This window comes from Tenacibaculum sp. M1.3A, from assembly GCF_057732375.1.
In genome coordinates, this window is sequence record NZ_JBYJEF010000002.1 from 484,921 (window position 1) to 497,473 (window position 12,553).

11 protein-coding genes are annotated in these 12,553 nt (G+C 32.1%); 5 read left to right on the plus strand and 6 right to left on the minus strand.

Annotated elements, in window-relative coordinates; all coding sequences use genetic code 11:
* Positions 1 to 88: 88 nt before the first annotated feature.
* Positions 89 to 2,209 (plus strand): peptidylprolyl isomerase, encoded by a 2,121-nt coding sequence (locus AC28QF_RS04930; RefSeq protein ID WP_488200484.1) that lies wholly within the window; start codon positions 89 to 91, stop codon positions 2,207 to 2,209.
* A 344-nt stretch (positions 2,210 to 2,553) separates the two neighbouring features.
* Here AC28QF_RS04930 and lpdA read toward each other — a convergent pair whose 3' ends face one another.
* The gene (gene lpdA, locus AC28QF_RS04935) at positions 2,554 to 3,954 is read right to left on the minus strand and encodes a dihydrolipoyl dehydrogenase (RefSeq protein ID WP_488200483.1); all 1,401 of its coding nucleotides are present in this window, start codon (positions 3,952 to 3,954) and stop codon (positions 2,554 to 2,556) included.
* 175 nt (positions 3,955 to 4,129) lie between these two features.
* Here lpdA and AC28QF_RS04940 point away from each other — a divergent pair, with 175 nt between their 5' ends.
* Positions 4,130 to 5,359 carry a glycosyltransferase gene (locus tag AC28QF_RS04940; RefSeq protein ID WP_488200482.1) on the plus strand — a complete coding sequence of 410 codons (1,230 nt, stop codon included), beginning with the start codon at positions 4,130 to 4,132 and terminating at the stop codon, positions 5,357 to 5,359.
* 86 nt (positions 5,360 to 5,445) lie between these two features.
* Here AC28QF_RS04940 and AC28QF_RS04945 read toward each other — a convergent pair whose 3' ends face one another.
* The 4 genes from AC28QF_RS04945 to AC28QF_RS04960 form a co-directional block, all read right to left on the minus strand.
* Entirely contained in the window at positions 5,446 to 7,467 is a 2,022-nt protein-coding gene (locus AC28QF_RS04945) for a M3 family metallopeptidase (RefSeq protein ID WP_488200481.1), read from the minus strand.
* A 77-nt stretch (positions 7,468 to 7,544) separates the two neighbouring features.
* Entirely contained in the window at positions 7,545 to 8,024 is a 480-nt protein-coding gene (gene purE, locus AC28QF_RS04950; RefSeq protein WP_488200480.1) for a 5-(carboxyamino)imidazole ribonucleotide mutase, read from the minus strand.
* A 169-nt stretch (positions 8,025 to 8,193) separates the two neighbouring features.
* Entirely contained in the window at positions 8,194 to 9,351 is a 1,158-nt protein-coding gene (locus AC28QF_RS04955) for a 5-(carboxyamino)imidazole ribonucleotide synthase (protein ID WP_488200479.1), read from the minus strand.
* 65 nt (positions 9,352 to 9,416) lie between these two features.
* A complete protein-coding gene (locus AC28QF_RS04960) occupies positions 9,417 to 9,827 on the minus strand; it encodes a Rieske (2Fe-2S) protein (protein ID WP_488200478.1) in 411 nt (136 codons plus the stop codon).
* 109 nt (positions 9,828 to 9,936) lie between these two features.
* Here AC28QF_RS04960 and greA point away from each other — a divergent pair, with 109 nt between their 5' ends.
* The 3 genes from greA (at position 9,937) to AC28QF_RS04975 (ending at position 11,206) form a co-directional block, all read left to right on the plus strand.
* Positions 9,937 to 10,410 carry a transcription elongation factor GreA gene (gene greA / locus AC28QF_RS04965; protein ID WP_488200477.1) on the plus strand — a complete coding sequence of 158 codons (474 nt, stop codon included), beginning with the start codon at positions 9,937 to 9,939 and terminating at the stop codon, positions 10,408 to 10,410.
* A 210-nt stretch (positions 10,411 to 10,620) separates the two neighbouring features.
* Positions 10,621 to 11,013 carry an HIT family protein gene (locus AC28QF_RS04970; RefSeq protein WP_488200476.1) on the plus strand — a complete coding sequence of 131 codons (393 nt, stop codon included), beginning with the start codon at positions 10,621 to 10,623 and terminating at the stop codon, positions 11,011 to 11,013.
* A 1-nt stretch (position 11,014) separates the two neighbouring features.
* The gene (locus AC28QF_RS04975) at positions 11,015 to 11,206 is read left to right on the plus strand and encodes a hypothetical protein (RefSeq protein ID WP_488200475.1); all 192 of its coding nucleotides are present in this window, start codon (positions 11,015 to 11,017) and stop codon (positions 11,204 to 11,206) included.
* Between the two features lie 163 nt (positions 11,207 to 11,369).
* Here AC28QF_RS04975 and AC28QF_RS04980 read toward each other — a convergent pair whose 3' ends face one another.
* Complete coding sequence (locus AC28QF_RS04980; protein ID WP_488200474.1) at positions 11,370 to 12,518, minus strand: sensor histidine kinase; 1,149 nt, start codon at positions 12,516 to 12,518, stop codon at positions 11,370 to 11,372.
* Between the last annotated feature and the right edge of the window lie 35 nt (positions 12,519 to 12,553).

Sequence of the window (12,553 nt, forward strand, 5' to 3'; positions counted from 1 at the left end):
CTTAATCAAAAAAAAACAGCTTAAAAAAACATTGCTTTGTTTACTATGAAATTGTATTTTCGCTCACTGTAAATAAAATAAATAACGTATGGCAATTTTATCGAAAATTAGAGAACGTTCAATGTTCTTAATTCTTGTAATTGGTTTAGCACTTTTTGCTTTTGTATTAGACCCTTCTACAATATCAGATTTTTTTAATGCGAGTAAAGTAAATGAAATTGGTGAAGTAAACGGTGAAGCTGTTTCACGCCAAGAATTTGCAGAAGCTTTAGATGCTTATAAAGCACAAACAGGCAATAGCGTTTCTGAAATGCAAGCAGCAAAAACTGTTTGGAATAACATTATCAGACAAAAAATATACAAAACTCAGTTAGAAGAAGCAGGAGTTACTGTTGGTGATGCTGATATAATGAATAGATTGTATGAAACTCCGTTTATTCAAAACGACCCAAGATTTCAAAGTGCAGGTCTTTTAGATAAAAATAAACTTAAAGAGTTCTTAGCAACTATTAAAGAAGAAAACGGAGCTGATTGGAGTAATTGGCAAAACTATATGTTTTCTTTAAAGAACGAACTTGAAAAAGCAGCATACGATACTTTAGTATCTGCAGGTTTAGGAGCTTCTTTAAAAGAAGGTGAAGCGCAATATTTAACTGAAAACACAAAGGTTTCTGGTAAATATGTTTACGTACCTTATACTACAATTGCTGATGATTTAGTTGTTTTAAAACAAAGCGACATTAAAAATTACATAAGTAAGTACGAAAATCAATTTCAGGTAACAGCATCTAGAGATATTAAATTTGTAAAGTTTGATATCAAACCTACAGCTGAAGATGAAGTTGCTGTTAAAGCAGAAGTTGCTAAGTTAATTGAAGATTCAGTAACAGGTGCTAACATAGCTGTTAAAGGATTAAAGAACACTACTAATTATGCTGAGTTTTTATCAGAAAACGATTCTGATATCGCTTTAGATAACAATTACAAGTTTAAGGTTCAAGTACCACAAGTAATTGCTGAAGAAATTTTTAATGGTAAAGAAGGCGATGTTTTCGGGCCATATAAAGACGCAAACCACTTTAAATTATCTAAAATTACAAAGGTTGTTCAATTACCAGATTCAGCTCAGGCAAGTCATATCTTAATTCCTTTTGTGGGTTCAGCTAGTGCAGATGCAACGGTAACACAAACAGAAGAAGAAGCTAAGAATACTGCTGATAGTTTATTAACTGTTTTAAAAGCTAACAAATCTAAATTTGGAGCTTTAGCAAAAGAGTTTTCTTCAGATAAAGGTTCTGCTGACAAAGAAGGTTTCTACGACTGGTTCGGTTACAACAGAATGGTGCCAGCTTTTAGAGACTTTGCTTTTGAAGGCGAAAAAGGAGATATGAGCGTTGTACAATCTCAATTTGGTTTTCACGTAATGAAAGTTGATGGTCAGAAGAATTTTCAAACAGTTGTAAAATTAGCAACATTTGCACGTAAGATTGAAGCATCAGAAGCTACAGAAAATGCAATTTTTCAAAATGCTGAAACTTTTTCTTTAGATTTATCAAACGGTAAAAACTTTGATGAAGTTATAAAAGAAAAGAATTTAGTTTCTCAGCCAGCAGTTGGTTTAAAACCTTTAGATGAAGTTGTACCAGGAATTGGTAACGAAAGACAAATTATTACTTGGTCTTTTGATACAGAGGTAAACGAAGGAGCTTCTAAGCGTTTTGATGTTGATGGAGGATATGTAGTAGCTGTTTTAACAGGTAAAACTGAAAAAGGTTTAATGCCAGTTGAAAAAGCAATTTCAAGAGTTCGTCCTATTTTAACAAACCAAAGAAAAGCAAAATTAATAGAAGCTAAAATTAGCGGAGCTACGTTAGCAGAAATAGCTAAATCTGTAGATGTAAATGTTAAAAATGCTGCAGATGTTAACTTACAATCACCAACAATTTCGGGTGTAGGGTTTGAGCCTAAAGTAGTAGGGGCAATGTTAAACGCTAAAGAAAACACTGTTGTTAAAAACGTGGCAGGAGATAAAGGGGTATTTGCTTTTGAGGTAACATCAAAAACATTACCAACAGCTTTGCCAAATTACGATTCTTATAGAAAACGTTTAGTAAACGAAAGAAAAAACAAATCTTTTCAAATGTATGAAGCAATTAAAAAAGCTTCTAATATTGAAGATAACATGAGTTCTTTTTACGGAATTCAGTAGTCAGAAAAGTTAAAATATAAAAAATCCGAACTCATTGAGTTCGGATTTTTTTTGTGCTTTATTATAAAGTTATAACTTATCTATTTTTAGGAGCTCTTCTTAGCTAATAAGCTTTAACTAGCCATCGCTTTTCCCAAAGCTTCTCCAAGGTCAAAAGCATAGCCAGTTATTAGCATAATGGCTATAAAAGCGATTAAAACATGCCAGTAATTTATTTTTTTAGTTTTCATAACTCAAGTTTTATAGTTTGTAACAATTTATTTATTGGCAATAATAATAATAAACCAAAAAAAAGCAATCTCAAACGAGATTGCTTTTTTAAAAATATATTTTAAAGCTTTGTGTTAAGCGTTTAAAGGTTTTCCGTCCCAAGCAGCTTTTGCAGCTTCTTTAACAGCTTCTGAATATGTTGGATGCCCATGACATATTCTTGCTAAATCTTCAGCAGAAGCTCTAAATTCCATTGCTACGGCAGCTTCCATAATTAAATCGGCTACACGTGCACCAACCATATGAACTCCTAATACTTCATCCGTATTTTTATCAGCCAATACTTTAACAAATCCGTCAGTATCTCCACTTGCTCTAGATCTTCCTAAAGCACGCATAGAAAATTTACCAGCTTTGTAGGCAACACCAGCATCTTTTAAGTCTTGTTCTGTTTTTCCAACAGCAGCAACTTCTGGCCATGTATACACAATACCAGGAATTAAGTTATAATCGATATGTGGTTTTTGTCCTGCTAAAAATTCAGCAACAACAACACCTTCTTCTTCAGCTTTATGCGCTAACATTGCTCCACGAACAACATCACCAATAGCAAAAATATTAGAAACACTAGTTTGTAAATGCTCATTTACATCAACCATTCCTTTGTCAGTAAGCTTAACGCCTGCTTTCTCTAATCCTAATCCTTTTGTAAAAGCTTTACGACCAACAGCAACTAAACAATAGTCTCCGTTAAAAGTAACTTCTTCACCTTTTTTATTGGTTGCTTTTACAACAACTTCATCTCCGTTTCTTTCTACAGAAGTAACACCATGGCTGGTGTTAAACTTCATACCTTGTTTCTTTAAAACTTTTTGAAGTTCTTTAGAAATGTCAGCATCCATGGTAGGTGTAATTTTCGGAGCATATTCAATTACAGTTACATCAGCACCTAAGCGCTTGTAAACAGAACCTAATTCTAAACCGATTACTCCACCACCAATTACTAATAAGTGTTTTGGTACTTCTTTAAGTTTTAAAGCTTCTGTTGATGTTATAACGCGCTCTTTATCTAAAGAGATAAAAGGCAATGTAGATGGTTTAGAACCTGTAGCAATAATAATGTTTGTACCTTCAATAACTTCAGAAGTTCCGTCGTTTTTAGTAACCTTTACATGTGTTGCATCTTCAAAAGAACCTAGACCTTCATGAACAGTAATATCATTCTTGTCCATTAAATATTTAATTCCGCCTGTGGTAGTTTCTACAACATTAGCTTTACGGTCTACCATTTTTCCGAAATCGAAAGAAGGCTTTTCAACAGTAATTCCGTGTTCTTCAAAATGATGTACAGCATCGTAATAATGATGAGAAGAATCTAATAAAGCTTTAGAAGGAATACATCCTACGTTTAAACAGGTACCACCTAAAGTTGAATATTTTTCGATGATAGCTACTTTAGATCCTAATTGAGCGGCTCTAATGGCAGCAATATATCCACCTGGACCAGAACCAATAACGATTAAATCGTATTTCATAAGTCGTGTTTTTATTGTTTATGTTTGTCTGATAAAATTTAACGTTTTATCAGTTTATATTTTGTTTTTCAGAATAATAACTGCAAAATTACACATAATAGTTGATTTGCTGAAGTATGTTTTCGATTACTTTTTATCAATAAATAACATTAATTATTTTAACTTTGAAACCAATATGAAACAACTATTAATTATTGGGTATGTTTGGGTAGAGCCAAGTTCTTCTGCGGCAGGAAGTAGAATGTTGCAATTAATTGAATTGTTTTTAAAGAATAATTATAAAATAACATTTGCTTCGCCAGCACAAAAAAGTGAAAAAGCAATTCATTTAACTGAGTTAGGTGTAAATGAAGTTTCAATTGAATTGAATAATACTTCTTTTGATGATTATATCTCTGAATTAAATCCGTCTATGGTGCTGTTTGATCGTTTTATGATGGAGGAACAATTCGGGTGGCGTGTGGCAGAAAATTGTCCGGATGCTTTAAGAATTTTGGATACTGAAGATTTACATTTTTTGCGTAAAACCCGTCATCAACAATTAAAAAAAGGAGCAATTTTTTCTACGGATGCTTTGTTAAACTCTACGGATGCAAAACGAGAAATAGCATCGATATTGCGATGCGATTTAAGTTTAATTATTTCTTCTTATGAAGTAAAATTACTTAAAGAGGTTTTTAAGATTGATGAAAATTTACTCTATCATCTTCCTTTTTTATTAGATAAAATTGATGATAAGGTTATTGAAAACTGGAAGCCTTTTAAAGAACGTGAGCATTTTGTTTTTATAGGCAACTTTTTTCATCAACCAAATGTAGATGCTGTTTTACAACTTAAATTACTATGGAAATCGATTCGAAAGCAACTAACGAAAACGGAAATTCATATTTACGGAGCGTATGCAACGCAACAAATAAATCAGTTACATAATAAAAAAGAAGGTTTTATCGTAAAAGGCTTTGCTGAAGATGCCATGCAAGTTGTGAGAAACTCCAGAGTTGTTTTAGCGCCTATCCGTTTTGGAGCAGGAATAAAAGGGAAACTTACCGAAGCGATGCTATGCGGAACGCCAAGTGTAACAACAAATATCGGAGCAGAAGGAATGCATGATGGTTTCGATTGGAATGGTTTTATAGAGGATGATTTTGAAGCATTTTCTAACAAAGCGATTACATTATATTCTAATGAGAAATTATGGGAAGAGTTTCAGTTAAACGGAATAGCAATTATCAATGCTATTTATGATAAAAATAATATTGAACCGTTTTTTATAAATCAACTAAAAAAAATCCAAGAAAACTTAATTGAACATCGTCAACAAAATTTTCTTGGAAGTTTATTGCAGCATCAAACCTTACAAGCTACAAAATACATGAGCAAGTGGATTGAAGAGAAGAACAAGTAATTATAAATTAGTGTCAGTTCGAGCGCAGTCGAGAACTTTTAATGTTACAATTGTAAAGTTAGTTAGACTGCGCTCGAAGTGACATTTTATCCTAAAAGTCCAGCACGTTTTAAAAGCGCATCTGGTTTTGGTTCTTTTCCTCTAAAGCGTTTATATAACTCCATTGGTTTTTCGGTTCCACCTTTAGAAAGTACATTATTTTTAAATTTATCGGCAACTTCTTTATTAAAGATTCCTTCTTCTAAGAAATACTCAAAAGCATCAGCATCTAAAACTTCTGCCCATTTATAAGAATAATATCCAGCAGAATAACCGCCTTGAAAAATATGAGAAAATGCCGTACTCATACAATTCTCATCAACATCAGGATATAATTGCGTGTCAGCAAAAGCTTTTGTTTCAAATTCTTTAACAGAAGTAATTGTTTCAGCTGATTCACCACCGTGCCATTGCATGTCTAACAAACCGAAACTTAACTGCCGTAAGGTTTGCATACCTTCATGAAAACTTGCCGATTCTTTTATCTTTTTAACATATTCCATCGGAATCGTTTCACCGGTTTCATAATGTTTAGCAAATAACTCTAAAGCTTCTTTTTCGTAACACCAATTTTCTAAAACCTGACTAGGCAATTCTACAAAATCCCAAGAAACCGAAGTTCCTGATAAACTGTTATACGTTGTGTTTGCTAACATGCCATGTAAAGCATGACCAAATTCATGAAACAGCGTAGTAACCTCGTTAAAAGTTAATAAAGAAGGCTTTGTTTCAGTTGGTTTAGTAAAATTACAAACGATAGAAACTTGCGGACGCTCATTAACATCATTTTTAATTTGTTGAGATTTATAAGAGGTCATCCATGCACCATTTCTTTTTCCTGGTCTCGGATGAAAATCTGCATAAAAATGCGATACAAAATTTCCGTTAATATCGGTAACATTGTACGTTTTTACATCTTCATGATAGGTGTCAATCGAGTTGATTTCTTCAAATTGTAAGTCGAATAATCTACTTGCAATTTCAAAAACACCGTCAATTACATTTTCTAATTTAAAATAAGGTTTTAGCAATTCTTGATCTAAAGAAAATAGTTCTTTCTTTAATTTTTCTGCGTAATAAGCACCGTCCCATTTTTGAAGTTGCGTTATGCCATCCAATTTTTTAGCATAAGCGGCTAAATTATCAAATTCACGTTTTGCGGCAGGTTTTGCTTTCGCTAATAAATCGTTAGAAAAAGATAAAACTTTCCCAGGTGTTTCTGCCATTCGTTCTTCTAAAACAAAATGAGCGTGTGTTTTATAGCCTAATAAATTGGCTCTTTTATGACGAAGTTTTACAATGTTTAAAACAGTTTCTTCGTTATTAAATTCGTTTTGTTGAAATCCTTTTTTACCAGCAGCAATTGCTAATTTTTTACGTAGTTCTCTATTGTTTGCATAGGTCATAAACGGAATATAACTTGGGTAATCTAAAGTGAAAACCCAACCATCTTTCTCTTTTGACGCTGCTATTTCCTTAGCCGCTTCTTTTACACTTTCTGGTAAACCAGATAAATCATTCTCATCAGTTAAATGCATTTCAAAAGCATTGGTTTCTGCCAATACATTTTCTCCGAATTTTAATGATAGTTTAGATAATTCAGCATCAATACTACGTAATTCAGTTTTATCAGTCTCGTTTAAGTTAGCTCCGTTTCTAGCAAAACTTTTATATTGTTTGTCTAATAACGTGTGTTGTTCAGGAGATAAATCTAAGTTTTTTTTCGTGTCAAAAACAGTTTTCACTCTATTAAACAACGCTTCATTTAATGTGATGTCATTTCTGAATTCACTTAGCCAAGGAGAAATTTCTTGTGCTATTTTCTGAATTTCATCATTAGTTTCTGCTGAGTTTAAATTGAAGAAAATAGAGGTGATTTTATTTAGTTTTTCGCCTGAAAAGTCTAAAGCTACTGTGGTGTTATTAAAAGTAGGAGCTTCAGTATTATTTACAATTGAATCAATTTCTGCTTTGGCTATTTTTATTCCTTCTTCAATGGCAGGTATATAGTCTGCATTTGCAATTTTAGAAAAAGGAGGCGTATTAAAATCTTGTAAAAGTGGATTCATTTTTTAATGTTTATGTCAGGTCGATCGCAGTCGAGATCTAAATAGAACCTCTCGACTGCGCTCGATGAGACAAATGATTATTTTCTTACTCTCTCTGAAGCTTGCTCAACTTTTAATTTTAAGCCTTCTTTGTATGCGATTATTTTATCTAAAACGCATTTATCTGAAGCACCAATAATTTGAGCCGCTAAAATACCTGCATTTTTAGCACCATCTAAAGCAACAGTTGCAACAGGAACACCACCTGGCATTTGTAAAATTGATAAAACAGAATCCCATCCATCAATAGAATTTCTGCTTTTTACAGGAACTCCGATTATAGGTAACGGACTCATGCTTGCTACCATTCCTGGTAAATGAGCAGCACCACCGGCACCGGCAATAATTACTTTTATACCGCGAGTATGTGCGTTTTTAGAGTAATCAACTAATTTTTCTGGTGTTCTATGAGCAGAAACAATATCTACTTCTATTTGAATATCAAAACCTTCTAAAATATCGATTGCTTCTTGCATGATTGGAAGATCTGAATCACTTCCCATTATAATTCCTACCATAATTTATGTTTTAAAATGAGGTTCTAAACTTGTTTCAGAATCTCATTAATTTGGGTGAGAAGCTGAAATAAATTCAGCTTGATTTTTTATGTTTTGTATCATTTCGAGCGTTCTATGATGAAATAATTTGTTGTTATATTATTACTTCGTTTATACTCGTAATGACGTATTATTTAGATATTACTCTAATTGTTTCTTTTACTTGTTGCGCTATTTTTCGCGCCTCATTAATGTCTTTATTAACAATAGTAACGTGCCCCATTTTCCGAAAAGGCTTGGTTGTTTTTTTTCCGTAAATATGTGGTGTTACTCCGTCTATTTTTAAGATTTCAGTCATGTTTTCATAAACTACATCTCCTGTATAACCTTCTTCTCCTACTAAGTTTACCATAATCCCGGCAACTTTACTTTCTGTATTACCTAAAGGAAGGTTTAAAATACTGCGTACATGTTGTTCGAACTGGTTTGTATAACTAGCTTCAATTGAATAGTGCCCTGAATTATGTGTTCTTGGTGCTACTTCGTTTACTATGATTTTATCATCATTGGTTTGAAACATTTCAACAGCTAATAATCCGACGAAGTCGAAAGTACTTGCTACTTTTAACGCTATTTCTCTCGCTTTTTCTGCTACTTTAGAATCTATTCTTGCAGGGCAAATTACATATTCAACCTGGTTTGCTTCTGGGTGAAATTCCATTTCAACGACAGGGTATGTTTTTACTGATCCATTAGAATTTCTGGCAACAATAACGGCTAATTCATTTTTAAAAGGAATCAGTTTTTCAGCAATACATTCTCCTTCGGGTAATGATTGTAAATCTTCATAAGTGCGAACTACTTTTACACCGGTGCCATCATAACCAAATTGTGCAGATTTCCATACAAAAGGAAACTCAATAATATTGTTTTCATAAGAGTGTTTTAGCTCTTCTAGAAAAGCATAATGAGAAAAATCGGCAGTAGGAATTTGATGATCTTTGTAAAATAATTTTTGGCGTGCTTTATTTTGAATTATTCTCAAATTAGCGGGCTTCGGATAAATAGTTAAACCTTCTGCCTGTAGTTTTTCGAGCGCATCAATATTTACATTTTCTATTTCGATTGTTAATAAATCTACCTTTTTACCGAAGTTGTAAACGGTATCAAAATCAAATAAATCTCCTTGATGAAACTCATTGCATATTTGTGCGCAAGGAGCCTCCGGATTTTTATCTAAAATTAAGGTATGAATATCAAATTTTTGAGTTTCGGTAAGTAACATCCTACCTAATTGTCCGCCACCGAGAACGCCCAATTTAAAGTCTGAAGAAAAATAATTTTTCAAGATAAATATTTTAGTGTGTTGTTGTTATCGCAAAAATAAGAATCTAAAGTATAGTATAAATACAATTAACGAGATATTCTTAATTGCGAAGCGCTAACTTTAGTAACAAGATACATTAGGGCAGAGCAGCCTTCGTTATCAATTGGTGCGCCATCTGCTAAGTAGTTGTATTGTTTTTCGTCACAAGGGCATGTAATTTGCACGCCGTTAAAAGTCATTAAAGAGTTACAAGTAACTTCAGGACATTGCTGATCGAAAGCTTTATAACCATTAATACCTGTTCTAAAAAGGAAAACATTACGGCCTTGAATTGTGTTTTGAGAGCTACCACTAGGAACCAGTAAACCCTGAAATTCAGGTAATGTTAAGTCGATAATAGCATTCATGTCTATTCCTCTAAAACAATTATTAACAGGTGTATTGTCGCTACACCCCAAAGTAATTATTATAATAAATAGGTAAAGTGTTTTTTTCATTATTTTAAAATAGAGTTATATAGGTAACGGTACGAATTTACAAATATTTTGTATATTTGTAGAGCAATCTCATTCCTAATCGGTATGAGATTTTTAAAGTTTAGAAATTATGAGTGAAGTATCATATTATAGTGCAGAAGGATTAAAGAAATTAAAAGATGAGTTGTCACATTTAGAGCATACTGAAAGACCAAGAGTTTCTCAAGAAATTGGTGATGCTATAGATAAAGGAGATTTAAGTGAAAATGCAGAGTACCATGCGGCAAAAGAAGAGCAATCGTTATTAGAAACAAAAATTGCACAACTTAAAAATGTAGTAGCAAGTGCGCGTATTCTTGATGAAAGTCAATTAGATACTTCTAAAATATTGATTCATTCAGTAGTGAAATTAAAAAACACTACAAACGGTATGGAGTTTACCTATACTTTGGTGGCAGACTCTGAAACAGATATAAAAAACGGAAAATTATCAGTAAATTCACCTATAGGAAAAGGATTGTTAGGTAATAAAGTAGGAGATATCGCCGAAATTCAGGTGCCTAACGGAATAATGAAATTTGAAATTATGGAGATTTCTAGATAACCTCTTTTTTTTAAAAAAATATTTATTGATAAAAGTGTTGCAATTGCAGCACTTTTTTTATTTTTGATTAATACGTGAACCTGAACTTGTTTCAGGTTCTCATTACGATCAGCTGTTTTATTATATGAGATTCTGAAATAAATTTAGAAAGAAGTACTGATATTGAGTTTTGAATTAAATATATATAGTTTTACAAAAAAAACAAAAATTATGGCAAGTGTTTTCACCAAAATAATCTTAGGAGAAATTCCTTCATATAAAATCGCAGAAGATGAAAGTTTTATCGCTTTTTTAGATGTGAATCCAAATGCAAAAGGACACACTTTGGTGGTTCCTAAGAGAGAAGAAAATAAGATTTTCGATTTAACGAAAGAAGAATATAGCGGGTTGATGTCTTTCTCTTACCGCGTAGCAAAAGCGATAGAAAAAACAATTCCTTGTAAACGTGTTGGAATGAGTGTAATCGGATTAGAAGTGCCGCATGTACATGTGCATTTAATTCCGTTAAACACCATGGCTGATATTCAATTTATAGAAAAAGAAAAATTAACAAATGATGAGTTTGTTACCATAGCAAAAAACATTTCTAATAATTTTAGTTAATATGAAATTACAAAAATGGCAGAAAGCAGGATTAAAAATGGCTTTTAAGTTGTTTTTAGTAGGAGAATTATTATTGCCTTTTATTACAGAGAAGGAAATAATATTAAAGAGAGTATTAATTGGAGCGATAATCTGGCTTACTGTAGGTGTGTTTTATGGGTATTCTTATAGAAAGGATTTTAAAGAAAACTAAACTTAAAAGAAATATCTAATTTGAATCAAAACTAAGTATCAGCGCTTTTATCTGAATTTATTTCAGAATCACATCAGTATTACAAACAACCAGGTTATGAGGAGAACTTGAAACTAGTTCGGGTTAATGTAAAAGAAGAGGATACAAAGCAGCAGTAATTATTTTAAACTTTGTCTAACATAATTTCGAAAGTAGTTCCTTTGTTTATTTCAGATTTTTTAACGATTATTTTTCCGCTATGGTAATCTTCAATAATGCGTTTAGAGAGCGATAAGCCTAAGCCCCAACCACGTTTTTTTGTGGTAAAACCTGGTTTAAATATTTGCTTGAATTGAGATTTTGCAATTCCTTTACCAGAATCGGTAACTACAATTTTAACAAATTTATTGGTTTCTTTAATTTCAAGTGAAATGCTACCTTTTCCTTGCATAGCATCAATGGCATTTTTAATTAAATTTTCTATTACCCAACCATACAATTCAATATTTAACAACGCCAAAAGTGTTTCTTTATCCGAAGAAAAAGAAAAATTAATTTGTTTAGAACTTCTAGATTTTAAGTAATTAAAGGCTGCTTGTGTTTCTGAAACAATATTGTATTTTTTTAATTTAGGAAGAGAGCCAATTTTAGAAAACCGATTGGCAATGGTACTTAAACGATCAACATCTTTTTCAATTTCAACAATATATTCTTCGTTTACATCTTCAGATCTTAAAATAGCAATCCAACCTAATAAGGAAGATAACGGTGTGCCTATTTGATGTGCAGTTTCCTTGGCCATACCTGTCCAAAGTTTATTTTGTTCGGCAACTTTACTCGATTTATACACCATATAAACAATGGTTAAGAAAAGACCAAGTATTAAAAGTAATGCTAACGGATAGTATTTAAGTTTGTATAATAAATCGGAATTTCGATAATAAAGATATTGTGTAATTCCGAAATACTCAATAATAATAGGCTCGTTCTGATCTTTCATGAGCGCTAACTGCTCTTGAAGATATTTAAGATCTTTAGACTTAACAATATCTAAATTTCTATATAAATCAATTGTTCCATCTTTATTTACAAGAATTGTAGGAATGTTTTCAATCGTTTCATAAACCTTGTTTATTAAGTTGGTGTTTTCGTTTAAATCGGGATTAGAGGCAAGTTCTTTAAAGGCGGCAGCAAATATTTCTATTTTTCCCCTTTCTTCTTCCTTAAATTTTTGAAAAAAAACATAAGTGTTCCATAAAATAAACGAAACGATTACTATAGATACTAAAACAGTAAGGCGTTTTATCCAATAAGTATTCTTAAAAAATGTCATTAGTCAAATATAAACTATTCTATACAATAACTTAA